Here is a 24,660-nt window from a genome sequence, read left to right on the forward strand (position 1 = left end):
CCTTGAGTCAGATCAGACACAGAACTTAACAGATCGACATCCCCAGTTGCATCAATGCCAGCCCGCCGTGCTGCCAGCCCCACCAGGCCAGCAGCAACAGAACCAGACCTGCCGAGATCAGCAACCCTCTTGCCGTCAAACTCATGCCGCCTCCATCTGCGCCTGCAAGCGCGCCACCGGCCGCTCGCGCACCGGCCAGTTGAGGGCCGCAGCGAGCAGGCTCAAAAGAATCGCCACCTGCCAGATCAAATCGTAGTTGCCGGTTCGATCATAGACCACCCCGCCCAACCAGCCGCCGAGGAACGAACCGAGCTGGTGGAACAGAAACACAATCCCACCGAGCATCGAGAGGTTTCGCACGCCAAACAGCGTCGCGACAGTGCCGTTGGTCAGCGGCACGGTGGACAGCCACAGAAAGCCCATGGCCATGCCGAACAGGTAGGCCGTCACTTCGGTCACCGGCGCCCACAGGAACAGCACAATCACCACCGCGCGCAACAGGTACAGGCCGGTGAGCAAACGCGGCTTGGACATGCGTCCGCCAAGCCAGCCAGCGGTATAAGTGCCAAACACGTTAAACAGGCCGATCAACGCCAATACCGTGGTACCCACCGTGGCCGGCAGATGCTGGTCCACCAGATACGCCGGCAAGTGCACGCCGATAAACACCACCTGGAAACCGCAGACAAAAAAGCCGAAGGCCAGTAGCCAGAAGCCGGAGTGCGAGCAGGCCTCTTTCAGGGCTTCACGCAGGGTTTGCTGGCCGACCACCGCCGGCAGCGGTTTGTCCTTGAGCATCGCCACCAACGGCAGGATCAGCGCCACCATCAGGCCCAACGCCAACAAAGCGGCCGACCAGCCCAGCCAACTGATCAGGCCCAGGGTGCCCGGCACCATCGCAAACTGGCCGAACGACCCTGCGGCGCTGGCAATGCCCATGGCCATGCTGCGTTTTTCCGGCGGCACGGCGCGGCCGACCACACCGAGGATCACCGAAAACGAGGTGCCCGACAGGCCGATCCCAATCAGCAAACCCGCGCTGAGCGACAGCGACCACGCCGAGTCAGACATGCCCATCAACACCAGCCCTGCGGCGTACAGCACCCCACCGACAAACACCGCCTTGGTCGCGCCGAAGCGGTCGGCCAAGGCGCCGGTAAACGGTTGCGCCAGGCCCCAGATCAGGTTTTGCAGGGCAATGGCGAAGGCAAAGGTTTCACGGCCCCAGCCAAATTCCATGCTCATCGGCGACAGGAACAGACCAAAGCCGTGCCGCACGCCCAACGACAACGCCAGGATCAGCGCACTTCCCACAAGAACCCAGCCACTGGTGCGCCACATCGAGGTCATTTCTTATTCTCCGCTCGCGGGTATATACCCGCTTGTAGTCGAACAAACCCGCGCTCAGGCGAGTTCGTCCAGCAAGGCCAACAAGGTTTCACGCTTCTCGGCGCCCAACTGATCTATCAATTTCTGCTGCGCCGCCTCCCAAGCCGGCAACGCGGCAGCCAGGCGTTCTTCGCCGGCGACGGTCAACACCACCAAGCGGTTACGCAGGTCATCGCCCTCGACCAACTGCACCAAGCCCTCGCCTTCCAATACCCGCAGGTTGCGCCCCAGGGTACTGCGGTCCAGGCCCATGGCTTCGGCCAGGCTGGAAATGCTCGGTTGATCGAGGCGCTGCAGGTTACACAGCAAAGAATACTGGGCAACGTTGATCCCGAAGCCGTCGAGAGCGCCGTCGTAATGCCTGCTGACGCCACGGGCGGCACGTCGCAGGTTGGTGCATAAACATTGGGAGGCAAGCATGGAGCGTGTATATACCCGCGATTATGAAAATGCAAGAAAGTGTTACAGCGCCAGGCCGACCAAAACCGCGACTTCCAGCAACTCCAACAATGCGCCGGCCGTGTCACCCGTGGTGCCACCCAGCCGGTTGACCATCAACTGACGCAGCCCGATAAAGCACAGCGCAGCGAGTAAAACAGCGATCCCGCCACTGAAACCGCCGATCAGCACACAGGCCAGACCGCTGAGGATCAGCACCTGTTGGCCGACGATTCTGGGTAAATGATCCGACAGTGCCTGGCCCAAACCGCCTGCACGCACGTAGCGCGTGGTAAGGAACAGCGCCAGCATCGAAGCACGCCCGATCAGCGGCGCCAGAATCACCGCCGCGCCGTTGTGCTGCTCGATCAAGGCCACCAGTGCGGTGAATTTGAGCAACAACACCAGCCCCAGAATGACCACGGCAATCGGCCCGCTGCGCGGGTCTTTCATGATAGTCAGCGTGCGCTCGCGGTCGCCAAAGCCGCCGAGCCAGGCATCGGCGCTGTCCGCCAGCCCGTCTAGATGCAAGCCGCCACTGAGCAACACCCAGGCTGTCAGCACCAGCGCCGCATGCAGCAATAACGGTGCGCCCATCAGGGCGGTGTTCAGGGCCCACAACAGCAGCCCGAACAGCAACCCCACGACCGGGTAAAACAGCAACGAACGCCCCAATTCCTGAGGCTGCGGCATGCCGGGCAGACGAATCGGCAGGCTGCTGAGAAATTGCAGGGCGATCCAGAACGCCAGCATCCTCAGACTCCTTCCTTCAGCAGACCGTCGGCCATCACCTGCAGGCTGAACAGCCCACCGTGGCCGACTTCGACATTCAGCAGCTGCTCACGCGGCAAACCGCGCGCCTGCGCCAGCAGCAGCCGCATCACGCCACCGTGGCTGATCAACAGCACGCGCTGTGCGGCATATGCCTGATGCAAACGTGAGACGGCGCCGAGAACGCGTGCAGAAAAGTCGCTGACGCGCTCGCCTTCAGGCGGTGTAAAGCTGTAGGGGTCAGCCCAGAACCGGCCCAGTCCTTCGGCATCGGTTTGCATCAGCGCCGCCGCGCTCTGCCCTTCCCAGGCGCCGAAGTGCAGCTCCTGCAGATCCTTTTCCAGGCTCACCGGCACCCCAAGCCGTGCGCCCAGCTCGTGGGCGAACAGCGCGCAGCGTTGCAGTGGCGAACTGACCAACCGGTCCCACGGCCCCTGCTTTGCCACGGCGGTGCGCATCTGCTCCCAGCCTTTGGCGGTGAGCGCGTCGTCCAGGCTGCCGCGCAGGCCGCCGCCCAGCTCGGTTTCGCCGTGGCGCAGCAGGTCCAGGTGCAAGGTCATGTCGGGCGGTCTGCCACGGCGGCTTCGGCGAACGTCGCCATCTGCCCGTGCAGCGCGCACGCCAGGCGCAACAACGGCACCGCCAGCGCCGCACCGCTGCCCTCACCCAGGCGCAGACCCAGTTCCAGCAGCGGTTGCGCGTCGAGGCTGTGCAGCACATGACGATGACCGGGCTCAGCGCCGCGGTGGCCGAACACCAACCACTCACGGCACGCCGGATTCAGGCGTGTAGCCACCAGCGCCGCGACCGTGCAGATAAACCCGTCCACCAGCACCACGATGCCTTCCTGGGCGCAGGCCAGATAAGCCCCCACCAACGCGGCAATTTCGAAACCACCCAGGTTGAACAACGTGTTCAACGCGTCGTCACGTTGCGCCGCATGCAAGGCCAGCGCGCGTTCAATCACCGCCACTTTGTGGCTGACGCCCTGGGCGTTCAAGCCGGTGCCCGGGCCGGTCAGGTCGCTCACCTGGCAATCGAGCAACGCGCACGCCAAGGCGCTGGCGGCGGTGGTATTGCCGATGCCCATCTCGCCGCCGATAAACAGCTGTGCGCCGCCTCGCAACGCACGGTGCGCACTGTCACGCCCGGCTTTCAGGGCAAGTCGCCCTTGCGCTGCGGTCATCGCCGGGCCGTTGACGAAATTGGCCGTGCCGGCGCCGATATTCAGATGACGCACACCCGGCAGATCCAACGACGGCGTTACGGTGCCGAGGTCGACCACTTCCAGCTGCGCATTCAACTGCCGCGCCAATACGCTGATGGCCGCGCCACCGGTGACAAAGTTGTGCAACATCTGGCCGGTCACTTCCTGTGGAAATGCCGATACGCCTTCTGCAACCACGCCATGGTCACCGGCAAAGATGGCGATCCATACCTGATCCACCGCAGGTTTGACCTGGCCTTGCAAGCCGGCCAATTGCACCGCGATGGCTTCGAGCTGGCCGAGCGAGCCGGCTGGCTTGGTCAGTTGCTGCTGGCGAGCCAGCGCGTGTTCATGCGCCGAAGTGTCGACGGCCTTGCAGAGGTTGAGCCACCAGGAGTCAGTCATAACGCAGTACCTTTCAAAGTCAGGGGCAGGCCGGCGACGGTCAGGACCACACGCTGACACCGCTCGGCCAAGGCTTGATGCAGCCAACCGGCTTCATCCACATAGCGGCGAGTCAATTCGCCCAGCGGCACGACACCCATTCCGGTTTCGTTGCTGACAAAAATGATTTCACCTGGCAGCGAGGCCAGGGTTTGCAGCAGTTGATCGCGCTCGAACGCCAGGCGTGCGGGGTTCTCCAGCATCAGCAAGTTGGTGAGCCACAGGGTCAGGCAATCCACCAGCAGGCAGCGGTCGGCGGCGGCGCTTTCGCGCAGTACACGCGCCAGCTCGATGGGTTCTTCGATCAGCCCCCAGTGATCGGGACGGCGCTGGCGATGCAGTGCGACGCGCTCGTTCATCTCGCCGTCCAACGGCTGGCTGGTGGCGATGTAGGTGACAAGCAAGCCACACTCACTCGCCAGCTTTTCGGCGAGGCGGCTCTTGCCGGAACGGGCGCCACCGAGGATCAGTTGATACATGGGAAGGCACCTGTGTCGGCCGGCTGATAGGGTGAGGCGGGCACTGCCCCGTGTGGGAGCCGGCTCGCTCGTGAACGCGGTGTGTCAGTCAGCCGATTTGTCACTGAAGCACCCCATTCGCGAGTAAGCCCGCTCCCGCTGCTGAGGTGAGGTGCATCAGTTGAACCGAGGCTGGCTGGCCGGGGGCCATCGCAGGCGGGCCGGCGCCTGCTGGGGGATTGGGTGTACACCGTCAGATCCCGCATAGCTTGCGCAACAGTTCGGTGTCCAGGTGGTGCTCCACCAGGTCCGCCAGGCGCTCAATATCGCGCTCGCGCAGGGCGTGGTAATCCACCTCTTGCACATCCTGCAGCCCGGCCCAGCGCAGTAACGCACTGCACGCCGCCGGGGTCTCAAACACGCCGTGCAGATACGTGCCAAGAATCTGACCGTCTTCACTCAGGGCACCGTCACTGCGGCCGTCATCCAACAGCACGGCGGCGTTCGACAGGGCACTGCCGGCGGTCACGCCCGCATGGATTTCATAACCACTGACTTCGGCATCTTCCAGCAGCAACCGTCCGCGCACATTGCGCAATTGTTTCTCTTGTTCCAGCGTCGTGCTGAACGCCAGCAACCCCAGGGCGTCGCTGGAACCGGCCAACCCTTCCAGGCCGAGCGGGTCATGCACCTGCTCGCCGAGCATCTGCAGGCCGCCGCAAATCCCCAGCACCTTGCCGCCATAGCGCAAGTGCCGCGCAACGGCAGTGTCCCAGCCGTTGGCGCGCAAATAAGCCAGATCGCTGCGCACGCTTTTGGAGCCCGGCAGGATGATCAGGTCGGCAGCCGGAATGGCCTGGCCAGGGCCGATAAACTGTAAATCCACTTGGGGATGCAAACGCAGCGGGTCAAAATCCGTGTGGTTGCTGATGCGCGGCAACACCGGCACCACCACTTTGAGTACTTGGGCGGCCTTGTCGATCTGGCGCTGGTCGATGCCGTCTTCGGCTTCCAGGTGCAAGTCCATCACGTAGGGCAGCACGCCCACCACAGGCTTGCCGGTGTGCGCTTCGAGCCAATCGAGCCCCGGCTGCAACAGCGCGATATCACCGCGAAAGCGATTGATAATGAAGCCTTTGACCCGTGCCTGCTCGGTCGGCGACAGCAATTGGAGGGTGCCGACCAGATGCGCAAACACCCCGCCGCGATTGATATCGGCGATCAGCAGCACCGGGCAATCCACGGCCTCGGCGAAACCCATATTGGCAATGTCATTGGCACGCAGGTTGATTTCCGCCGGGGAGCCCGCGCCTTCCACCATCACCACAGGGTAGGCCTCGCTCAACCGTGCGTGGGAGGCGAGCACCGCCTGCATCGCGATGGCCTTGTAGTCGTGATAGGCCACGGCGTTCATGCTGGTCACGGCACGGCCATGGATAATCACTTGGGAGCCGGTGTCACTGTTGGGCTTGAGCAGCACCGGGTTCATGTCGGTGTGCGGCGCCAGGTTGGCGGCCTGGGCCTGCACGGCCTGGGCGCGGCCGATCTCGCCGCCCTCAGCGGTGACGGCGCTGTTGAGCGCCATGTTCTGCGGTTTGAACGGCACCACGCCAATGCCTTGGCGTACCAGCCAACGGCACAGCGCGGTCACCAGCGTACTTTTACCGGCGTCAGACGTGGTGCCTTGCACCATCAACGTACTCATGCGGCGTCCTTGTAAGCGGCCAGGGCCTCATCGAGTCGCAACCAATCGGCCTCCGTGTCGGGCAGACCGAAGCGCAGGCTGCTGTCGTGGACAAACAGGCGCAGCAGGATGCCGCGCTGGGCCATGAATTCGTGCAGGCGTTCGGCGTGTGGGGTGATCAGCCATTGGAACAACGCGCAACCGCCCTTAGGCTCAAAGCCGTGGCGCTCAAGCAGCGCAAACAAGCGCTGGCCAGCCTCGATACAGCGATGACGCTGTTCGGCATGCCCGGCCGTATCGCGCAGGCACACCTGGCCAAGCACCCGTGTCGGCCCACTGACTGCCCACGGGCCGAGCTGTTCGGCCAACAACTTGAGCAGCTTGCGTTCCGCCAGCACAAAGCCCAGGCGCACACCGGCCAGGCCGAAGAACTTGCCGAATGAGCGCAACACAATCAGGCCGACTTGATGGGCCTGGCTGGCGAGGCTCAATTGCGGGGTCACGTCCATAAACGCTTCGTCCACCACCAGCCAGCCGCCGCGCTGGGCCAGCCGTGAGTGCCAGTCGAGCAGGCGCTGCGGCGGCAGACTCAGGCCGGTGGGGTTATTTGGATTGACCACCACCAGCACGTCGAGGCCGTCGAGAAAAAAGTCGACTTCCTGCTCCTGCACTTCGCGCACCACGTAACCGGCACGGCGCCAGGCTTCGGCGTGTTCGGCATAACACGGCGACAACACGCCGACCTTGCCGGAGCGGCGCAAGCGCGGCAGCAACTGGATCGCCGCCTGGGAACCCGCCACCGGCAACACGTGGGCGGCGCCGTAGTACTCGCTGGCGGCCTTTTCCAGGCCGTCGTCGGTTTCCGGCAATCGCGCCCAGGCCCGCAGCGGAATCTCGGGAATCGGCCACGGCCAGGGCGCCAGGCCGCTGGACAGGTCGAGCCAGTCCGCCTCGGCAATCCCGTACTGAATCACTGCCCTGCGCAGCCGGCCACCGTGCTCAAGCATAAAATTGCGCCCCCGCGCACAGGATCAACAGCCATAACCATACGCCGCGCTGCACCAGTTGCCAGCCACGGTCGATGGCGTCGGCATCGGCCGCCGTGCCTTCGCCCAACTGCGCACGCTGATGCAGCTCGCCGTGATAAATCGCCGCGCCGCCCAATTCAACACCCAAAGCGCCCGCACCGGCCGCCATCACCGGCCCGGCGTTGGGGCTGTCCCAGGTCGGCGCCTGGGTGCGCCAACATTTAAGTGCCAGGCGGGTTTTGCCGAGTACCGCGTAGGTCAACGCCACCAGACGCGCAGGAATGTAGTTGAGCACATCGTCGATTTTTGCCGCCGCCCAGCCGAAACGCTCAAAGCGCTCGTTGCGATAACCCCACATGGCATCGAGGGTGTTGCTCAGGCGATAAAGCACCACGCCGGGCACACCGGCCACGACAAACCAGAACAGCGCGGCGAACACCGCATCGCTGCCGTTCTCGAGCACCGATTCAGTCGCGGCGCGCGCGACTTCAGTGCTGTCCAGTTCGCTGGTCTGACGGCTGACGAGGTAGCTCACGCGTTTACGCGCTTCATCCAGGTCACCACTGCGCAACGCCTGGGCGACGGGAATCACGTGCTCGCCAAGGCTGCGCATGCCCAGCGCCATGTACAGCGCCAGAATCTCCAGCACCCAGCCGATATACGGCGCCCACGACAACAGGGTGGCCAGCAACGTCAGCGGCACCACCGCGATAAACCATGCGGTCACGCCGTGGCTGCGCCACCCGCGGCCGCCGCTGTTGAAACGTTTTTCGATGCGCCCGGCAAAGTTGCCGAACGCCACCAGCGGATGCCAGCGCCTGGGCTCGCCCAGCAGCGCATCCAGCGCCACCGCAGCGACACACAGCAAGGCCACACTCATTGACTCACTCCCCACACATTCTCATACACCATGTCACTCAGCGGCCGTGGTTCGGTCCAGCCTTCGAGTTGCAACATCGGTGCCGGGTAGAACTCGGCCACCGGGCCCAGGCACAACACGGCCAGGGGCTTTGCACCCGCCGGCAACCCCAGCAGGTCGGCCAGGGCCTGGGGTTCGAACAACGAAACCCAGCCCATCCCAAGGCCTTCGACGCGGGCGGCCAGCCACAGGTTCTGGATTGCACAGGATAACGAGGCCATGTCCATTTCCGGCAAAGTGCGCCGGCCAAAGATGTGGCGCTCGCGATCATCCATCAGCGCAGCCACCAGCACTTCGGCGCAGTCGTGGATGCCTTCGACCTTGAGCTTCATGAATTCGTCGGAGCGCTGGCCCAGGGCCTCGGCGGTGCGCACGCGCTCTTCTTCCACCAGTTGCTGGATTTGGCCGCGCAGGGCGCGGTCGCTGATGCGGATGAATCGCCACGGTTGCATCAAGCCGACGCTGGGCGCCTGGTGTGCGGCCTGGAGCAGGCGTTGCAGCAACTCGGGGGCCACGCTGCCGCCGGTGAAGTGGCGCATATCACGGCGTTCGGCGATGGCGCGGTAGACGGCCTGGCGTTCGGCTTCGGGGAAGGCGTTGTCAGTCATGGCCCTATCGCGGGCAAGCCCGCTCCCACATTGGATTGAGTTTCAACTTGGTCAGTTGTGGGAGCGGGCTTGCCCGCGATAGCGGTCTCAGGGCCAGGCGCAAACAATGCAGCCACCGCCGCCGGGTTGGAGGGGAAGTAAAAGTGCACGTAGGAAGCCGTCATCCGCCCCTGCCGGTAAACCGCTTCGGCGCCACGCCCGCCGTTAGGGCTCAAGCCTCGGGCGATCGGCTGCCACTCGGTGCTGGTCAGCGAATGGTGATAGGTATGGCCGCGCAGCACGCCTTCCGGCAACTCGACACTTTGCAAAGCCAGCGCCGCCAGCTTCTTTTGCATCACCGCGTCGCCCTGCAGCAGGCCAACCAGTTCGGCACGGTTGCCGTCGACATCTGTCAGCGAGTCCAGCAGGTAGAGCATGCCGCCGCACTCGGCGAGCAACGGTTTGCCCGCCGCGTGATGCGCGCGAATGGCGTTAAGCATCGAGGTGTTTTTCGACAGCGCCTGGTGGTGCAATTCCGGGTAGCCACCGGGCAGATAGAGGCTGTCGGCCTCAGGCAATTGGCTATCGTGAATCGGCGAAAAGAAGCGCAACTCGGCGCCCATCGCACGCAGCAGGTCAAGGCTTGCGCCGTAGGTAAACGCAAAGGCTTCGTCGCGGGCCACGGCGATGCGCACGCCCGCCAGCAGCGGCTCGGCCTCGATCACTTCGGGCGCGGCAAACGTCACCGGTGGCGGCACGGCGACTTCGCAGCTGCTGCCCAGGGCTTGGGCGGCGGCGTCCAGGCGCATATCGAGGTCATTCAATTCGCTGGCTTGCACCAGGCCCAGGTGGCGGCTGGGCAACTCGATGCCGGTTTCACGCGACAACGCGCCGTACCAGCGCAGGCCTTCAGTGAGGCTGCCTTCAAGCAATTGCGCATGGCGCAGGGTGCCAACGCGGTTGGCTAGCACGCCGGCGAACGGCAGGTCCGGCTGATAGCGCGCCAGGCCCAAGGCCAGCGCGCCAAAGGTCTGGGCCATGGCGGTGCCGTCGATCACGCCCAGCACCGGCACACCAAAGTGCCGCGCCAGGTCGGCGCTGGAGGGCGTGCCGTCGAACAGGCCCATCACACCTTCGATCAGGATCAGGTCGGCCTCGCCCGCCGCTTCCCACAGCAAACGGCGACTTTCCTGCTCGCCGACCATCCACATGTCCAACTGGTACACCGGCGCACCGCTGGCGCGCTCGTGAATCATCGGGTCGAGAAAGTCCGGCCCGCATTTGAACACGCGCACCTTGCGCCCCAGGTTGCGGTGCAAACGGGCGAGCGCGGCGGTGACGGTGGTTTTGCCCTGGCCGGATGCCGGTGCGGCGATCAGTACGGCCGGGCAATGACGGGGCTGATTCAAAGTTCGACGCCCTTCTGTGCCTTGATACCGGCCTGGAACGCGTGCTTGAGCATGCCCATTTCGGTGACGGTGTCGCCCATTTCGACCAACTCGGGCTTGGCGCCACGGCCAGTGACCACCACGTGCTGCATCGGCGGGCGGGCTTGCAGATCGCTGAGTACCTGGTCGAGGTCGAGGTAGCCGTGCTTGAGGGCGATGTTCAGTTCATCCAGCACCACAAGGCCGATGGAAGGGTCTTGCAGCATTGCGCGGGACACCGCCCAGGCGGCTTCGGCGGCGGCGATGTCGCGCTGACGGTCCTGGGTTTCCCAGGTAAAGCCTTCGCCCATCACGTGAAAGCGCACTTGCTCGGGGAAGCGGCGGAAGAACAGCTCCTCGCCGGTGCTGTTGCGCCCCTTGATGAATTGCACCACGCCGCACTGCATGCCGTGGCCCATGGCGCGGGCAAGCATGCCAAAGGCCGAGCTGCTTTTGCCTTTGCCGTTGCCGGTCAACACCAGCAGCAAGCCGCATTCGTTCGGCGAGTTGGCGATGCGCTCGTCGATCACGGCTTTTTTGCGCAGCATGCGCGCCAGGTGGCGTTCGTCGCGGTCGGGGGAATCGGTCATGGCAGCTCTCCGTTGGGGCTGGACAAAAAACGGCGGGCAGGAAAATAGACAAACAGACAGCCAAGCATCGCCCACCGTGATGCTGTTGGATGATCCAGGCCGGTCTCCGGACTCATGAGTGGCGCTTGCTCAGCGAGCGAGCAGGCCAACGGCGCGCCTTCCCATATCACGCGGATACAGTGGCAAAAGGCACCGTTTTGACTCATTTACCGTTGCGGGGGCAGCGCCGGAATCGCGGCAGCACTGTGTACAAGTGCGCTCACTCACCGGCTTCCCTGTTTCACTCTGTCGACCCACAGGTCACAGAGCACCTGGAACAAGCCGCGAAGGTTAGTGGGTTGGGGGTGGAGCGTCAATTAAAGCCGGCCTTGCACTTGAACGATCGGACCGGCAAACGCCTCTACCCTTACAGGTATCAAGGAGAAAACCATGCATAAAACCAGACTTGCCTTACTGATCATGCTCGCAGGCACCCTCGCCGCCTGCGGTGAAAGCTCTACCCTGCAGGTGTCCGACGGCACCGGGCCTGCGCCCAAGCTGCCGGAGCCGAACAAAACCCTGATCCCCACCGTAAACATTGCCCCGGCGATTGGCTGGCCAGACGGCGCGAAGCCTACGGCCGCCGCCGGCACTCAGGTCGCGGCGTTTGCAGACGGCCTGGATCACCCGCGCTGGTTGTATGTATTGCCCAACGGCGACGTGCTGGTGGCAGAAACCAACGCGCCGCCCAAGCCGGATGATGCCAAGGGCATTCGCGGCTGGGTGATGGAGAAGGTCATGGGGCGCGCCGGTGCAGCCGTGCCGAGCCCGAACCGCATCACCCTGCTGCGCGATGCCGATCACGATGGCGTGGCCGAGACCCGCACCGTGTTCCTGGAGAACCTCAACTCGCCGTTCGGCATGACCCTGGTCGGCAACGACCTGTACGTGGCGGACTCGGACAAACTGCTGCGCTTCCCCTATCAACCGGGCGAAACCGCGATCAAGGCTGCCGGCACCACGGTGGTTGACCTGCCGGGCGGCAGCATCAACCACCACTGGACGAAAAACGTGGTGGCCAGCAAGGACGGCAGCAAGCTGTACGTGAGTGTCGGCTCCAACAGCAACGTCGGCGAAAACGGCCTGGCAGCCGAAGAAGGCCGCGCGGCGATCTGGGAAGTCGACCGTGCCACAGGCCAGCACCGGATTTTCGCCTCCGGCCTGCGCAACCCCAACGGCATGGCCTGGGAACCGCAGAGCGGCAAGCTGTGGACGGCGGTGAATGAGCGCGACGAGATCGGCAGCGACCTGGTGCCGGACTACATCACGTCGGTCAAAGATGGCGCGTTTTATGGCTGGCCATTCAGCTACTACGGGCAACACGTGGATGTGCGCGTCACGCCGCAGAACCTGGACCTGGTCGCCAAGGCCATCGCTCCGGACTATGCCGTGGGGCCGCACACCGCATCATTGGGCCTGACCTTCGCCGAGGGCAGCAAACTGCCGGCGCAGTTCAGCAACGGCGCGTTTATCGGCCAGCACGGTTCGTGGAACCGCAAACCGCACAGTGGCTACAAGGTGATCTTCGTGCCGTTCGAAGGCGGCCAACCCAAAGGCCAGCCGGTGGATGTGCTGACCGGGTTTCTCAACAGCGATGAGAAAGCCATGGGCCGACCGGTCGGCGTGGTGATTGATCAGCAGGGAGATTTGCTGGTGGCCGATGACGTGGGGAATAAGGTGTGGCGGGTCTCGGCAGTCAAATAGCCGATCCCGGGTACAGCCTAAAACCAATGTGGGAGCGGGTTTGCCCGCTCCCACAATGGGATCTGCACTCGCCTTACGGGTTACGCGCCAGACTCGCCGGCAACACGCGCTTGGCGCTCAGGTAGGCATTTTGCCAATAGGCTTTGGACAGCGTATCCAGCTTCACCGTGCCGCCGGTCTGCGGTGCATGCACGAATCGCCCTTCGCCCACGTAGATGCCCGCGTGGCTCACCTTTGAGCCGCCGCCAGTGGCGAAGAAGATCAGGTCGCCGGTCTGCAGGTTATTTTCGCTCACGTCCTGGGCACGCATCACGATCAATTCACGGGTGGTGCGCGGCAGGCTGATGCCCGCGGCGTCACGGTAGACAAACCCGATCAGGCCGCTGCAATCAAACCCGGAGTCCGGCGTGTTGCCGCCCCAGCGATAAGGTGTGCCGACCAGGCCCAGCGCACGAAAGAGCACGTCTTCGGCTGCCGGCGAGAAATTCTGCGTGGAGTAATTGAACACCGGCTTGGGCTTGACCGCTACAGGAGCGGGCGGCGGTGGACGGCTTGCGCAGGCGCTGAGGAGCGCGGCGCAAACAAGAAGAATGAGGCGGGCTGAGGTCGACATGGGCAGAACAATCCTGGTCTGGATGCGGCTTTTCGCTGCCGAACGCTGAAAACCAGAACGCGCAAGCAAAGCTCGCGCGAACGGATTACAACAATATCCAGGGATTCTAGCGCTTACACGTCAAACTTCAAGTATCACTTTAACTTTACTTACTAGCGGTAACCGTCGTCGGGGCCATGGCGAGTGCGCGCTTGGCTTCGATGAAGGTTTTGCTCCAGTAGCTGTCACCCAGGTTGTCGACGCGCACACCACCACTGCGACGGCTGCTGGAGTGAATAAACTGGTTATCGCCCAAGTAGATACCGGCGTGACTCACACGACCACGGCCCGCCGTACTAAAGAAAAGCAGATCACCGGGCTTGAGGTTATTGCGTGCGACCAACGGTGCATCCACGTTGATCATTTCGCGGGTCGAGCGAGGCAGGTTCATGCCGGCTTCTTCACGAAACAGGTAGCCGATGAAGCCGCTGCAGTCGAAACCGGCTTCAGAGGTACCGCCGAAACGGTAACGGGTACCGATCAGGGACATGCCGCGTTCAAGAATGCTGTCGGCCAGAACTGGAAGCTGGTAAGGCTTGCTGCCGGCGAAGTCGGCGAGTTCTTTTTCAGTTGCAACTTCTTCCTCGTAAACAGTGGAAGACTGCGTTGCAACGAATTTTGCCTGGGACTGTTGTGCTGGTTTTTGCTGCTCAGCCACGTTTTGAGTGTGGGTGGCGCAACCAAACAACAGGGTAACGAGTGCGAGAGGCACGAGGGGTGCGAAGCGATTTAGCATGGGCACGACCGTGGCTGGTATGTAAAGAAGTCGAGACTATGCCCACTATCACATCGATTTGCAAATTCAATCGTGATCTATGTGACTTCTTGTTTGAACGATGACATCTAACCGCTTAACACCCATTACACGCCTTTTGCGTGGCCAAAGCGGCCCAAACGCAGGTTTTCTGGCGCCTGAAATTTGCCGAAAGCCGCGCACTACAAGGGCTGGCTACCAGCCGAGGGTTTCCTTGAGGAAGGGTATGGTCAGCTTGCGCTGGGCCTGCAACGAGGCCTGATCGAGCTGTTCGAGCAAATCGAACAATGCACTCATGCTGCGGGTGCCGCGAGTGAGAATAAAATGCCCGACTTCGTCGGTAAGGTGCAGGCCGCGACGGGATGCACGCAATTGCAGAGCACGCAATTTGTCCTCGTCGGACAATGGGCGCATCTGGAAAATCAGCGCCAGGGTCAGGCGCGACTTGAGGTCGGCCAGCTTCACCGGCAATTCACGCGGCGAGGTAGACGCGGCGATCAACAGGCGCCGGCCGCTGTCACGCAGCCGATTGAACAGGTGGAACAGCGCCTCTTCCCAATCCGCCTTGCCGGCAATCGCCTGCAGATCATCCAGGCATACCAGTTCGTATTGCTCCAGATGGTCGAAGATGCCGATACCACGGTCCATCAACTCCGCCAACGGCAGGTAAACCGCCGGTTCGCCCATTTGCTCGAAGCGCAGGCACGCCGCCTGCAACAGGTGGGTACGCCCCACGCCGTGCTTGCCCCACAGATAGATCAGGCTTTCAGTCCACCCGGCGTCGGCTTCGCAAAGCCGCTCGACATAGCCGAGTGCAGCGGCATTGGCGCCTGGGTAGTAATTGATAAAGGTGGCGTCGTCACGCAGACGCACACCCAAGGGCAGCTGAATCGGTTTCATGCTGACTGAACGGCTCCAAACGAACCGTTAGTGGCCTCTGTGTAAAGTTTGCAAAGTTTATACCCGTGACGCCGGGCGCACAATGCAGCAGACCACAAGCAAAATCAAAGGTTTGCGTTAACTTGGGCGATTTGCGCAAATTGTTTGACGCCCTGCCCGTAGAAACAACAAACCCGGCCTGGGCCGGGTTTGTGACGAAGCGGTTACAGGTCGGGGTCTTCAACCCCGGTGTACACATCCGAATCCTTGTACAGATCATGCACATGGCGCACCAGCACCATGATCACCGCCGCCACCGGCAGCGCCAACAGGATGCCCGTAAAACCAAACAGCTCACCGCCAGCCAGGATCGCGAAGATCACCGCCACCGGGTGCAGGCCGATCCGGTCGCCCACCAGCAAGGGCGTCAACACCATCCCTTCAAGGGCCTGGCCGACCATAAACACCGCAACAATCCCCAGCATCGGGTACAGGTCGCCGCCAAACTGGAACAACCCCGCCACCAGCGCCGCGCCAATCCCGATCACAAAGCCCATGTACGGCACGATGGCAGCCAGACCGGCAATCAAGCCGATCAACAGGCCCAGCTCCAAGCCGATCGCCATCAACCCCGCGGCGTAGATGATCCCCAGCGCGAGCATCACCAGCAACTGGCCCCGCACAAACGCGCCGAGCACCTCATGGCACTCTTCCGCCAGCGAGACGATGCGCTCCTCGTTGTTGCGCGGCAGCAGGCCGCGGATCTTGGCCATCATGATGTCCCAGTCACGCAGCAGGTAGAACGCCACCACCGGGATCAGCACCAGGTTGGTCAACCAGCCGATCAACGCCAAACTGGACGCCGTGGCCTGACTGAGCACGACACCGACAATATCGGTGGTCTGCCCCATGTGCTCACTGATCGCCGCCTTGACCTTGTCGAACTTCCAGAAACCGTCCGCCAGCCCCAGCTTGGCCTGCGCCCACGGCATTGCCGTGTGCTGCAACCAGTCAAGCATCTGCGGCGCCAGTTCATACAGGCGAAACAGCTGCTTGGCCAGCATCGGCACCAGCACCAATACCAGCGCGGTGATGATCAACGTGAACAAGGCAAACACCGCTACCACACCCAAGGTGCGCGACAGGCCGGCCCTCTCCAGGCGATCCACCACGGGATCGAACAGGTAAGCCAGCAGCAGCGCAACCAGGAACGGCGTCAGGATCGAATGCAGCAAGAACACAAAAACGCACAGCAGGACAATCCCGCCAAGCCACACCCAACGACGCGTATCCGCCATAAACCACTCCATTATTTGCTTCTATCTATAGAGGAAGAACACTTACCACCGAAAACGCAGCTGAGCCTGAGGTTCAGGTGCTGCGGGTGCCTGGGCACCCTCTGCCACCGGCGGCTGAACAGCAGCTTCGCCCGCAGGCACTTCCTGCAACTTGGCCAGGCTCAACTGGGTACGCAGCTGATCAGTACTGCCGTTGACGCGGTAAACAATGCGAGTGCCGTCGACCAACTGCGGCTGACCACCAAAAGGTTCGAGCAGATGGCCCAGTGCAGCGTAGCGTTCCAGGTTCATGCCCTGCACTTCGAGCAATTGCTCACTGCTCACGCCGGGCTTGACCGCAAAACGTGGCGCCAGCTTTTGGCTGACAGCGAGCAATACGGCGTCGGCCACGGCAGCGGTGTCGGCGCCTTGGGCCGTGCCCTGCTCAGTTTTATCGCCCAGCCACAGGCGCCATTTGGCCTGCCACTGATTGCCTTCCTGACGAGCGTGCACCGCGAGCAACGCGTCGGCCCCGTAGCGCTCGGAGGCTGCACGCAGTGGCGTGGCATCGGCGCTTTCCAGATTCGGCGCAGTGGCGACGACCTGTTCATCCAGATCACCCAACGGCAGGCGCAACGGCAAACCCCGGTGTTGCGCGGCACGGCGCAGGGCACCGGCAACGGCTTGACCATCACCCACCAGGCTGCTGCCTTCGGTGGAGTCGTTCAGCCACCAGCCGAGAATCGACGGCCGATTACTGCCCCAGATCGACAGGCCCGCTGCACGCAGGGCGCGATCGGTGCTCACCGGGTCGAAATCCACCTGCAGGCTCTCGGGTGGGCCAGCGTCGTAGCCATACTGGCTGATGATTTGCTGCGGATCTTTGCGAATTGCCGCCAGGCCCGGGCCTTCGGCGGCCTTGGCGTCGCCGGTCAGGCGGATCACCAGGGTTTGCACGGCTCGCTGGGTCGCTTGGTCGCGCTCTTGGGGCGACTGGCTGCTAACCGGTTCAAGCACTTGATACAGGCCATTGAGGGTTTCGGCATGACTCGCCAGGTTGACCAACGACAAGCAGCCTACAAAGAAGAATTTACACAGACGCATGGAAGATTCCTGAACGACAAATTTAGCGGCTGGAACAGACCGCGTGAACCCGGCTTGCCAGGCTGTGACCACAGCAGCCGGTAAAACATTCACAGGGTCGCGGTAAGTTTTCGTACTGTCATAACGATAGCGGGTTAAAGGCTATACCTTAATACGCGCCACCACAGAGACGATTAGCAATTTTTTAACCGCGCTTTTTAACCTTTATGGCCCTGCCCGTCGGCCCGAGGATGGCCGCTGCCCCTCAAGCCTGATAAAATCGCGCGCCTTCGCAGACCGTCAACGGCTGGGCCTCTTCACGAAAGCCTTCGCCAGCTCGGTCGTTACCCAGAAATCCCCCCTAAAGGCCTGGATCATGAGCAAGCAACCCTCCCTGAGCTACAAGGACGCCGGTGTAGACATCGACGCCGGTGAAGCATTGGTCGAACGCATCAAGAGCGTCGCCAAGCGCACTGCGCGCCCCGAAGTCATGGGCGGCCTGGGCGGTTTTGGCGCCCTCTGCGAAATCCCGGCCGGCTACAAACAGCCTGTGCTGGTCTCCGGCACCGACGGTGTGGGCACCAAGCTGCGCCTGGCCTTGAACCTGAACAAGCACGACAGCATCGGCATTGACCTGGTTGCCATGTGCGTCAACGACCTGGTGGTGTGCGGCGCCGAGCCACTGTTCTTCCTCGACTACTACGCCACCGGCAAGCTCAATGTCGAGACTGCGACCCAGGTCGTGACCGGCATTGGCGCGGGCTGCGAACTGTCGGGTTGCTCCCTGGTCGGCGGCGAAACCGCTGAAATGCCAGGCATGTACGAAGGCGAAGACTACGACCTGGCCGGTTTCTGCGTCGGCGTTGTCGAAAAATCCGAAATCATCGACGGCTCCAAAGTCGCTGCCGGTGACGCCCTGCTCGCGCTGCCATCCTCGGGCCCGCACTCCAACGGCTACTCGCTGATCCGCAAGATCATCGAAGTGTCCGGCGCCGACATCGAGAACATCCAACTCGACGGCAAGCCGCTGACCGACCTGCTGATGGCCCCGACACGCATCTACGTCAAACCACTGCTCAAGCTGATCAAGGACACTGGCGCCGTCAAAGCCATGGCCCACATCACCGGCGGCGGCCTGCTGGACAACATCCCGCGCGTCCTGCCAAAAGGCGCCCAGGCGATTGTCGACGTGGCCAGCTGGCAGCGTCCTGCGGTATTCGACTGGCTGCAAGAGAAAGGCAACGTCAACGAGACCGAAATGCACCGCGTGCTGAACTGCGGCGTCGGCATGGTCATCTGCGTGGCTCAAGAGCATGTTGAAGCGGCGCTGAACGTTCTGCGTGAAGCGGGCGAGCAGCCATGGGTCATCGGCCAGATCGCAACTGCCCCGGAAGGCGCAGCTCAGGTTGAACTGAAGAACCTCAAGGCTCATTGATGTCTCAGACCTGTGATGTCGTGGTGCTGCTTTCCGGCACCGGCAGTAACTTGCAGGCCCTGATCGACAGCACGCGCACCGGCGACAGCCCGGTGCGCATCGCTGCGGTGATCTCCAATCGCAGCGACGCCTACGGCCTGCAACGCGCCAGGGACGCGGGCATTGAAACCCGCTCCCTGGATCACAAGGCTTTCGAAGGCCGCGAGGCCTTCGACAGCGCCTTGATCGAACTGATCGACGCCTTCAACCCCAAACTCGTGGTCCTCGCCGGCTTCATGCGCATTCTGAGCGCCAATTTCGTGCGGCACTACGAAGGGCGCCTGCTCAATATCCACCCTTCCCTGCTCCCCAAGTACAAAGGCATGCACACGCACCAGCGTGCGCTCGAGGCTGGCGACAGCGAGCACGGCTGCAGCGTGCACTTTGTGACCGAGGAACTCGATGGCGGCCCTCTGGTCGTACAGGCAGTGGTTCCGGTAGAGTCTGCAGATTCAGCGCAGACACTTGCGCAACGGGTTCACACCCAGGAACACAGGATTTACCCGCTGGCTGTTCGCTGGTTTGCCGAGGGGCGGTTGATTCTTGGCGATCACGGTGCATTATTGGACGGCCAATTACTTGCGGCCAGCGGCCACTTGATTCGAACCTAGGAGATTTTATGCGTCGCGCCTTGCTCTTCGCTTTTGCGCTGTTCGCCTTGCCTGCCGTGCAAGCAGCAGACCTTCACCCTTTCTCCGCCAGCTACACCGCCGACTGGAAACAGTTGCCCATGAGTGGTTCGGCCGAACGCAGCCTGACCAAGAATGACAATGGCACCTGGACCTTGAACTTCAAGGCTTCCATGATGATCGCCAGCCTCACCGAAACCAGCGTGATCCTGTTCGACAAGGACGCACTGCAACCCAAGAGCTACAGCTTCGAACGCGGCGGCCTGGGCAAGGCGAAGAAGATCAACCTGGATTTCGACCACGCGGCCAACAAGGTCACCGGCTTCGAAAACAAGGACCCGGTCAACGTCACGCTCGAAAGTGGCATGCTCGACAAATCGACTTATCAGCTTGCCCTGCAGCGCGACGTCGCCGCCGGCAAGAAAAGCATGAGCTACCGCGTGGTCGAAGGCACCGACGTCGATACTTATGACTTTCGCGTGATCGGCCCGGAAAAGGTCCAGACCAAAGCCGGCGCCATTGATGCGATCAAGGTTGAGCGCGTGCGCGACCCTTCCCAGAGCAAGCGCATCACCCAGATGTGGTTTGCCAAGGACTGGGGCGGCATCCTGGTTGCCCTGCGTCAGGTGGAAACCGACGGCAAGGAATACAACATCATGCTGCTGGACGGCACCGTTGACGGCAAGGCTGTCAAAGGGAGCTGATCGGCTGATGAGCTGAAAAACGGGCCTCGCTGAATGCGGGGCTTTTTTTCGCCTGCAGGTTGTGTGTGTTGGAGCTTCTACCGCTATCGCAGGCAAGCCAGCTCCCACACTGGAATGCATTTCAACGGTGGGAGCTGGCTTGCCTGCGATGGCTTTGGCGCGGGCAGAACAAGGCTAAAGCCTAAGAAGAACATGAAACTTTTGTCATAAAACCCAGGCCCCTGCGACGCAATGTCGCGGATTACGGGGCCTGCGGGATAGTTGCAATTTGTGCAATGAATTGTTGCGTGCAAAATCGGTTTACTTAGCAAGCTAACAAAACATATAAAAGAGGCCTGCGACGACTTGCCGCAGATCAACCAGAGATTGGAGCAAGCAGATGACTGTAAAAGTAACTGAACGCGACGATGCACACATGTCTCACGAAGCACTGGGCCATGGGATTCACATCTGGGATGTCCACCAACAAGACCAACTGGTCGGCATGTTCCACAACGAGAACGAAGCCCACAATTATAAAAACGAGCTCGAATCTCTAGAGATGAAACGCCAGGCACAAAGCTCCTGAATACTGAAATCCGCTAGGCCCCCAGCCCCACGCAGCCAGGGTGCCTATAAACACAAACCCCGCCTTTTGAGCGGGGTTTGTGTTTATAGGCTTTGGCGTTGGGCGCGCCTGGCACGCCCGATTGTTTTAACGCCTTACCACATCAGATCATCCGGGATCTGGTACGCGGCGTATGGATCGTCCTCATCCGGCACCTGGCTTTCGGTGAGGATATTGAGCTGCACGATACGCTCCGGCGCACGCTCCTGAATCTTCAGCGCCGCCTCACGCGGGATCACCTCGTAACCGCCGCCATGGTGCACGATTGCCAGGGAGCCGTTGCTCAGCTTGTTGCGCATCAGCGTGTTGACCGACAGGCGCTTGACCTTCTTGTCATCCACGAAGTTGTAGTAGTCCTCGGTGGTCAGCTTGGGCAGGCGCGAGGTCTCGATCAATTGTTTGACCTGGGCCGTACGGGCCTTGGCCTCGGCTTTTTCCTGCTGCTGGCGGTTCAGCTCCTGGTCGCGCTTGACCTTCTCGGCGTGCGCCTCGGCGGCCAGGCGTGCCTGGGTGTCGTCCACTTCGGCTTGACCCTTGTGGACCAGGCGCTGCTGCTTCTGTTTCTCTTTGCCGACCTGCTTGGCCTGCTTTTGGTTGACCAGACCTGCTTTAAGCAACTGGTCGCGAAGGGAAAGGCTCATGGTGCTTACTCACTTAGGCAACTGCTTAACCGCAGCTGGACAGATTCTTTTCCTGGCGTTTGGCCTCACCCCACAGGGCGTCCAACTCTTCGAGGGTGCAATCTTCTATGGATTGATGCGTATCGCGCAATGCCTGTTCGATAAATCGGAAACGTCGTTCGAACTTGGCATTGGCGCCACGCAACGCAGCTTCCGGGTCAACCTTCAGATGCCGGGCCAGGTTGACCGCTGCAAACAGCAGGTCACCGACTTCATCGGCAATCGCCACCGGGTCGTTATCGGCCATGGCTTCGAGCACTTCATCCAGCTCTTCGCGCACGTTGTCCACCACCGGCAAAGCGGCGGGCCAGTCGAAGCCGACCTGGCTGGCGCGCTTTTGCAATTTGGCGGCGCGCGACAGCGACGGCAATGCCGTGGGCACGTCATCGAGCAGGGACAGCTGCTGTGGCGCGTCGGACTTTTCCGCGCGCTCCTCAGCCTTGATCTGCTCCCAACGCTCCTTGACCTGCTCTTCGCTCAGCTGAGGAATATCCAGCGGCGCATACAGATCACCCGTGGGGAATACGTGAGGATGGCGACGAATCAACTTGCGGGTGATGCTGTCGATCACCCCGGCAAATTCAAAGCGCCCGTCTTCCTTCGCCAACTGGCTGTAATACACCACCTGAAACAACAGGTCGCCCAGTTCGCCTTGCAGGTGATCAAAGTCGCCGCGCTCGATGGCATCAGCGACTTCGTAGGCTTCTTCCAGGGTGTGCGGGACGATGGTTGCGTAGGTTTGCTTGATGTCCCACGGGCACCCGTACTTTGGGTCTCGCAGGCGGTTCATCAGGTGCAGCAGGTCTTCAAGTGAATACATCAGTCAATCTCTGTCCGCGTTCAGTGGGAGCTGGCTTGCCTGCGATGCAGGCGACTGGGTGTAGCTGGCAGACCCAGGCGATGCTATCGCAGGCAAGCCAGCTCCCACATAAAACTGCCCCACATTTTCAGTCCGCGCTCATCCAGCTGCTCATGGTGTGCGATTACGCCGCGTCTCAATGATGTTCGGCAACTGGGAAATCCGCCCCAGCAACCGACCCAACGCGTCCAGGCCCGGAATCTCGATGGTCAGAGACATCAACGCCGTGTTGTCCTCTTTGTTCGAGCGGGTATTCACCGCCAGCACGTTGATCCGCTCATTGAGCAGCACTTGCGACACGTCACGCAGCAAGCCGGAACGGTCGTAGGCGCGAATGATGATGTCCACCGGGTAAGTGAGCACCGGCACCGGGCCCCAGCTGACCTGGATGATGCGCTCCGGCTCGCGCCCGCCCAGTTGCAGCACCGAGGCGCAATCCTGGCGGTGAATGCTTACGCCACGGCCTTGGGTGATGTAACCGACGATGGCGTCGCCCGGCAACGGCTGGCAGCAGCCGGCCATTTGCGTCATCAGGTTGCCCACGCCCTGAATCTGGATATCGCCGCGCTTGCCCGGTTTGTAGCCGGTGGCTTTGCGCGGGATCAGTTCCAGCTGCTCGCTGCCGCGCTCTGGCTCGACCAGTTGCTGCGCCAGGTTGACCAGTTGCGCCAGGCGCAAGTCGCCGGCGCCAAGGGCTGCGAACATGTCCTCGGCGATCTTCATGTTGGCTTTTTCGGCCAGCTTGTCGAAGTCCACCTGCGGCAGGCCCAGGCGTGCCAGCTCGCGTTCGAGCAAGGTTTTACCGGCCGCGACGTTCTGGTCGCGCGCCTGCAATTTGAACCAGTGGACGATCTTCGCCCGTGCCCGCGATGTGGTGATGTAGCCCAGGTTCGGGTTCAGCCAGTCGCGGCTCGGCGTGCCGTGTTTGCTGGTGATGATCTCGACCTGTTCACCGGTCTGCAGGCTGTAGTTGAGCGGCACGATGCGCCCGTTGATCTTGGCGCCCCGGCAGTTGTGACCGATTTCGGTGTGCACGCGGTAGGCAAAGTCCAACGGCGTGGCGCCCTTGGGCAAGTCGATGGCGTGGCCGTCGGGGGTGAAGATATAAACGCGGTCGGGCTCGATATCCACCCGCAGCTGTTCGGCAAGGCCGCCGATGTCGCCGAGTTCTTCGTGCCACTCGAGCACTTGGCGCAGCCAGGAGATTTTCTCTTCGTACTGGTTGGACCCGGCCTTGACGTCGGTGCCCTTGTAGCGCCAGTGCGCGCACACCCCAAGTTCAGCCTCTTCGTGCATGGCGTGGGTGCGGATCTGCACCTCCAGCACCTTGCCCTCAGGGCCGATCACCGCAGTGTGCAGCGAGCGATAGCCGTTTTCCTTGGGGTTGGCGATGTAGTCGTCGAACTCCTTGGGAATGTGCCGCCACAAGGTGTGGACGATGCCCAGCGCGGTGTAGCAGTCGCGCATTTCCGGCACCAGCACACGCACGGCGCGCACGTCGTAGATCTGGCTGAAGGCCAGGCCCTTGCGCTGCATTTTGCGCCAGATCGAATAGATGTGTTTGGCGCGGCCGCTGATATCGGCGTCAACGCCGGTGGCCTGCAACTCGGAACGCAGCTGGCCCATCACGTCGGTGATAAAGCGCTCACGGTCGAGCCGCCGCTCATGCAGCAGCGTCGCAATCTGTTTGTATTGATCGGGCTCGAGGTAGCGAAAGGACAAGTCCTCCAGCTCCCACTTGATATGGCCGATGCCCAAGCGATGCGCCAGCGGCGCGTAGATGTCGAAGACTTCGCGGGCCACCCGGTTGCGTTTTTCGTCGTCGGCGGTCTTCACCGCACGGATCGCGCAGGTGCGTTCAGCCAGCTTGATCAGCGCAACGCGTACGTCGTCGACCATCGCCACCAGCATTTTGCGCAGGTTCTCGACCTGGCCCTGGGTGCCCAGCACCATCGACTGGCGCGGGCTGAGGCTGGCACTGATAGCCGCCATGCGCAGCACGCCGTCGATCAGTTTGGCCACGACCGCGCCGAAACGCTGGCTGACCGTCGGCAACGGGATGTGCCCTTCACGCACGCCGCGATAGAGCACGGCGGCGATCAGCGAATCCTGGTCGAGTTTGAGATCGGCGAGGATCTCGGCGATTTCCAACCCGGTGCGAAAGCTTGACGTGCCCTCCGCCCAGAGGTTTTTGGCCGCATTGTCTTGTTGTTCAGACTCACGAGCGAACTCGCAGGCTGCTTTCAAGGCTTCACGGTCCAGTGCCGGGTCGACACTGACGGCATGATCCAGCCATGCCTCGAGATTGATACTGCCGTCGGTGTTGATCGGCTGGTGTGCTCTCACCTGTACCATCTTGCTTACCTTCCCTACGACG

25 protein-coding genes and 1 riboswitch are annotated in these 24,660 nt (G+C 62.1%); of the genes, 5 read left to right on the top strand and 20 right to left on the bottom strand.

The window, feature by feature from the left end; all coding sequences use genetic code 11:
• Window positions 1–141 precede the first annotated feature (141 nt).
• The 12 genes from FPT15_RS04845 to cobO all read right to left on the bottom strand — a co-directional run bounded on the left by FPT15_RS04845 (window position 142) and on the right by cobO (window position 10,942).
• A complete protein-coding gene (locus FPT15_RS04845; protein WP_145158933.1) occupies window positions 142–1,350 on the bottom strand; it encodes an MFS transporter in 1,209 nt (402 codons plus the stop codon).
• A 54-nt stretch (window positions 1,351–1,404) separates the two neighbouring features.
• On the bottom strand, window positions 1,405–1,809 hold the full coding sequence (locus tag FPT15_RS04850; protein ID WP_106576421.1) for a MarR family winged helix-turn-helix transcriptional regulator: 405 nt from the start codon (window positions 1,807–1,809) through the stop codon (window positions 1,405–1,407).
• 42 nt (window positions 1,810–1,851) lie between these two features.
• A complete protein-coding gene (locus tag FPT15_RS04855) occupies window positions 1,852–2,580 on the bottom strand; it encodes an adenosylcobinamide-GDP ribazoletransferase (RefSeq protein WP_145158935.1) in 729 nt (242 codons plus the stop codon).
• Window positions 2,581–2,582: 2 nt separating this feature from the next.
• Window positions 2,583–3,158 carry an alpha-ribazole phosphatase family protein gene (gene cobC, locus FPT15_RS04860; protein WP_145158937.1) on the bottom strand — a complete coding sequence of 192 codons (576 nt, stop codon included), beginning with the start codon at window positions 3,156–3,158 and terminating at the stop codon, window positions 2,583–2,585.
• On the bottom strand, window positions 3,155–4,210 hold the full coding sequence (gene cobT, locus FPT15_RS04865) for a nicotinate-nucleotide--dimethylbenzimidazole phosphoribosyltransferase (protein ID WP_145158939.1): 1,056 nt from the start codon (window positions 4,208–4,210) through the stop codon (window positions 3,155–3,157). Before cobT ends, cobC begins: the two co-directional genes overlap by 4 nt.
• On the bottom strand, window positions 4,207–4,728 hold the full coding sequence (gene cobU / locus FPT15_RS04870; RefSeq protein WP_145158941.1) for a bifunctional adenosylcobinamide kinase/adenosylcobinamide-phosphate guanylyltransferase: 522 nt from the start codon (window positions 4,726–4,728) through the stop codon (window positions 4,207–4,209). The genes cobT and cobU overlap by 4 nt, the downstream gene beginning before the upstream one ends.
• Window positions 4,729–4,960: 232 nt before the next feature.
• Window positions 4,961–6,412: a cobyric acid synthase gene (locus FPT15_RS04875; RefSeq protein WP_145158943.1), complete on the bottom strand. Its 1,452-nt coding sequence runs from the start codon at window positions 6,410–6,412 to the stop codon at window positions 4,961–4,963.
• Window positions 6,409–7,398, bottom strand: coding sequence for a threonine-phosphate decarboxylase CobD (gene cobD, locus FPT15_RS04880; RefSeq protein ID WP_145158945.1), 990 nt, complete (start codon window positions 7,396–7,398; stop codon window positions 6,409–6,411). The genes FPT15_RS04875 and cobD overlap by 4 nt, the downstream gene beginning before the upstream one ends.
• Complete coding sequence (gene cbiB, locus FPT15_RS04885; protein ID WP_145158947.1) at window positions 7,391–8,299, bottom strand: adenosylcobinamide-phosphate synthase CbiB; 909 nt, start codon at window positions 8,297–8,299, stop codon at window positions 7,391–7,393. Before cbiB ends, cobD begins: the two co-directional genes overlap by 8 nt.
• Entirely contained in the window at window positions 8,296–8,946 is a 651-nt protein-coding gene (bluB, locus tag FPT15_RS04890; protein WP_145158949.1) for a 5,6-dimethylbenzimidazole synthase, read from the bottom strand. Before bluB ends, cbiB begins: the two co-directional genes overlap by 4 nt.
• The gene (locus FPT15_RS04895) at window positions 8,943–10,334 is read right to left on the bottom strand and encodes a cobyrinate a,c-diamide synthase (protein ID WP_145158951.1); all 1,392 of its coding nucleotides are present in this window, start codon (window positions 10,332–10,334) and stop codon (window positions 8,943–8,945) included. The genes bluB and FPT15_RS04895 overlap by 4 nt, the downstream gene beginning before the upstream one ends.
• The gene (cobO, locus tag FPT15_RS04900) at window positions 10,331–10,942 is read right to left on the bottom strand and encodes a cob(I)yrinic acid a,c-diamide adenosyltransferase (protein ID WP_145158953.1); all 612 of its coding nucleotides are present in this window, start codon (window positions 10,940–10,942) and stop codon (window positions 10,331–10,333) included. Before cobO ends, FPT15_RS04895 begins: the two co-directional genes overlap by 4 nt.
• A 79-nt stretch (window positions 10,943–11,021) precedes the next feature.
• A riboswitch (cobalamin riboswitch) is annotated at window positions 11,022–11,272 on the bottom strand.
• 99 nt (window positions 11,273–11,371) lie between these two features.
• On the opposite strand from cobO, the gene FPT15_RS04905 reads away from it, so the two are divergent.
• Window positions 11,372–12,685: a sorbosone dehydrogenase family protein gene (locus FPT15_RS04905; protein WP_145158955.1), complete on the top strand. Its 1,314-nt coding sequence runs from the start codon at window positions 11,372–11,374 to the stop codon at window positions 12,683–12,685.
• Between the two features lie 73 nt (window positions 12,686–12,758).
• Here FPT15_RS04905 and FPT15_RS04910 read toward each other — a convergent pair whose 3' ends face one another.
• The 5 genes from FPT15_RS04910 to FPT15_RS04930 form a co-directional block, all read right to left on the bottom strand.
• A complete protein-coding gene (locus FPT15_RS04910) occupies window positions 12,759–13,298 on the bottom strand; it encodes a C40 family peptidase (protein WP_145158957.1) in 540 nt (179 codons plus the stop codon).
• A gap of 145 nt (window positions 13,299–13,443) precedes the next feature.
• Complete coding sequence (locus tag FPT15_RS04915) at window positions 13,444–14,073, bottom strand: C40 family peptidase (RefSeq protein ID WP_106576408.1); 630 nt, start codon at window positions 14,071–14,073, stop codon at window positions 13,444–13,446.
• 213 nt (window positions 14,074–14,286) lie between these two features.
• Window positions 14,287–14,991, bottom strand: coding sequence for a DnaA regulatory inactivator Hda (gene hda / locus FPT15_RS04920; protein ID WP_017134884.1), 705 nt, complete (start codon window positions 14,989–14,991; stop codon window positions 14,287–14,289).
• A 203-nt stretch (window positions 14,992–15,194) separates the two neighbouring features.
• Window positions 15,195–16,268 carry an AI-2E family transporter gene (locus FPT15_RS04925; RefSeq protein WP_145158959.1) on the bottom strand — a complete coding sequence of 358 codons (1,074 nt, stop codon included), beginning with the start codon at window positions 16,266–16,268 and terminating at the stop codon, window positions 15,195–15,197.
• Between the two features lie 42 nt (window positions 16,269–16,310).
• Entirely contained in the window at window positions 16,311–17,351 is a 1,041-nt protein-coding gene (locus FPT15_RS04930; RefSeq protein ID WP_145158961.1) for a DUF2066 domain-containing protein, read from the bottom strand.
• Window positions 17,352–17,706: 355 nt separating this feature from the next.
• On the opposite strand from FPT15_RS04930, the gene purM reads away from it, so the two are divergent.
• The 4 genes from purM to FPT15_RS04950 all read left to right on the top strand — a co-directional run bounded on the left by purM (window position 17,707) and on the right by FPT15_RS04950 (window position 20,705).
• Complete coding sequence (gene purM, locus FPT15_RS04935; RefSeq protein ID WP_145158963.1) at window positions 17,707–18,765, top strand: phosphoribosylformylglycinamidine cyclo-ligase; 1,059 nt, start codon at window positions 17,707–17,709, stop codon at window positions 18,763–18,765.
• Window positions 18,765–19,415 carry a phosphoribosylglycinamide formyltransferase gene (gene purN, locus FPT15_RS04940; RefSeq protein ID WP_145158965.1) on the top strand — a complete coding sequence of 217 codons (651 nt, stop codon included), beginning with the start codon at window positions 18,765–18,767 and terminating at the stop codon, window positions 19,413–19,415. The genes purM and purN overlap by 1 nt, the downstream gene beginning before the upstream one ends.
• 8 nt (window positions 19,416–19,423) lie before the next feature.
• On the top strand, window positions 19,424–20,137 hold the full coding sequence (locus tag FPT15_RS04945) for a DUF3108 domain-containing protein (RefSeq protein ID WP_106576404.1): 714 nt from the start codon (window positions 19,424–19,426) through the stop codon (window positions 20,135–20,137).
• Window positions 20,138–20,516: 379 nt separating this feature from the next.
• Window positions 20,517–20,705, top strand: coding sequence for a hypothetical protein (locus FPT15_RS04950; protein WP_145158967.1), 189 nt, complete (start codon window positions 20,517–20,519; stop codon window positions 20,703–20,705).
• Window positions 20,706–20,839: 134 nt separating this feature from the next.
• On the opposite strand, the gene FPT15_RS04955 is transcribed toward FPT15_RS04950, so the two are convergent.
• From FPT15_RS04955 to relA, 3 genes are all read right to left on the bottom strand, one after another.
• Complete coding sequence (locus FPT15_RS04955; RefSeq protein WP_014719402.1) at window positions 20,840–21,385, bottom strand: DUF2058 domain-containing protein; 546 nt, start codon at window positions 21,383–21,385, stop codon at window positions 20,840–20,842.
• A gap of 25 nt (window positions 21,386–21,410) precedes the next feature.
• On the bottom strand, window positions 21,411–22,244 hold the full coding sequence (gene mazG / locus FPT15_RS04960; protein ID WP_145158969.1) for a nucleoside triphosphate pyrophosphohydrolase: 834 nt from the start codon (window positions 22,242–22,244) through the stop codon (window positions 21,411–21,413).
• Between the two features lie 150 nt (window positions 22,245–22,394).
• A complete protein-coding gene (gene relA / locus FPT15_RS04970) occupies window positions 22,395–24,638 on the bottom strand; it encodes a GTP diphosphokinase (protein ID WP_017134872.1) in 2,244 nt (747 codons plus the stop codon).
• Between the last annotated feature and the right edge of the window lie 22 nt (window positions 24,639–24,660).

The organism is Pseudomonas sp. RGB (assembly GCF_007713445.1).
Taxonomy (GTDB): Bacteria; Pseudomonadota; Gammaproteobacteria; order Pseudomonadales; family Pseudomonadaceae; genus Aquipseudomonas.

Excerpts from the sequence above, each read along its gene's own strand:
- FPT15_RS04845 (WP_145158933.1), bottom strand. The coding sequence starts at position 1,350 with ATGACCTCGATGTGGCGCACCAGTGGCTGGGTTCTTGTGGGAAGTGCG.
- FPT15_RS04850 (WP_106576421.1), bottom strand. The coding sequence starts at position 1,809 with ATGCTTGCCTCCCAATGTTTATGCACCAACCTGCGACGTGCCGCCCGT.
- FPT15_RS04855 (WP_145158935.1), bottom strand. The coding sequence starts at position 2,580 with ATGCTGGCGTTCTGGATCGCCCTGCAATTTCTCAGCAGCCTGCCGATT.
- cobC (WP_145158937.1), bottom strand. The coding sequence starts at position 3,158 with ATGACCTTGCACCTGGACCTGCTGCGCCACGGCGAAACCGAGCTGGGC.
- cobT (WP_145158939.1), bottom strand. The coding sequence starts at position 4,210 with ATGACTGACTCCTGGTGGCTCAACCTCTGCAAGGCCGTCGACACTTCG.
- cobU (WP_145158941.1), bottom strand. The coding sequence starts at position 4,728 with ATGTATCAACTGATCCTCGGTGGCGCCCGTTCCGGCAAGAGCCGCCTC.
- FPT15_RS04875 (WP_145158943.1), bottom strand. The coding sequence starts at position 6,412 with ATGAGTACGTTGATGGTGCAAGGCACCACGTCTGACGCCGGTAAAAGT.
- cobD (WP_145158945.1), bottom strand. The coding sequence starts at position 7,398 with ATGCTTGAGCACGGTGGCCGGCTGCGCAGGGCAGTGATTCAGTACGGG.
- cbiB (WP_145158947.1), bottom strand. The coding sequence starts at position 8,299 with ATGAGTGTGGCCTTGCTGTGTGTCGCTGCGGTGGCGCTGGATGCGCTG.
- bluB (WP_145158949.1), bottom strand. The coding sequence starts at position 8,946 with ATGACTGACAACGCCTTCCCCGAAGCCGAACGCCAGGCCGTCTACCGC.
- cobO (WP_145158953.1), bottom strand. The coding sequence starts at position 10,942 with ATGACCGATTCCCCCGACCGCGACGAACGCCACCTGGCGCGCATGCTG.
- FPT15_RS04905 (WP_145158955.1), top strand. The coding sequence starts at position 11,372 with ATGCATAAAACCAGACTTGCCTTACTGATCATGCTCGCAGGCACCCTC.
- FPT15_RS04910 (WP_145158957.1), bottom strand. The coding sequence starts at position 13,298 with ATGTCGACCTCAGCCCGCCTCATTCTTCTTGTTTGCGCCGCGCTCCTC.
- FPT15_RS04915 (WP_106576408.1), bottom strand. The coding sequence starts at position 14,073 with ATGCTAAATCGCTTCGCACCCCTCGTGCCTCTCGCACTCGTTACCCTG.
- hda (WP_017134884.1), bottom strand. The coding sequence starts at position 14,991 with ATGAAACCGATTCAGCTGCCCTTGGGTGTGCGTCTGCGTGACGACGCC.
- FPT15_RS04925 (WP_145158959.1), bottom strand. The coding sequence starts at position 16,268 with ATGGCGGATACGCGTCGTTGGGTGTGGCTTGGCGGGATTGTCCTGCTG.
- FPT15_RS04930 (WP_145158961.1), bottom strand. The coding sequence starts at position 17,351 with ATGCGTCTGTGTAAATTCTTCTTTGTAGGCTGCTTGTCGTTGGTCAAC.
- purM (WP_145158963.1), top strand. The coding sequence starts at position 17,707 with ATGAGCAAGCAACCCTCCCTGAGCTACAAGGACGCCGGTGTAGACATC.
- purN (WP_145158965.1), top strand. The coding sequence starts at position 18,765 with ATGTCTCAGACCTGTGATGTCGTGGTGCTGCTTTCCGGCACCGGCAGT.
- FPT15_RS04945 (WP_106576404.1), top strand. The coding sequence starts at position 19,424 with ATGCGTCGCGCCTTGCTCTTCGCTTTTGCGCTGTTCGCCTTGCCTGCC.
- FPT15_RS04950 (WP_145158967.1), top strand. The coding sequence starts at position 20,517 with ATGACTGTAAAAGTAACTGAACGCGACGATGCACACATGTCTCACGAA.
- FPT15_RS04955 (WP_014719402.1), bottom strand. The coding sequence starts at position 21,385 with ATGAGCCTTTCCCTTCGCGACCAGTTGCTTAAAGCAGGTCTGGTCAAC.
- mazG (WP_145158969.1), bottom strand. The coding sequence starts at position 22,244 with ATGTATTCACTTGAAGACCTGCTGCACCTGATGAACCGCCTGCGAGAC.
- relA (WP_017134872.1), bottom strand. The coding sequence starts at position 24,638 with ATGGTACAGGTGAGAGCACACCAGCCGATCAACACCGACGGCAGTATC.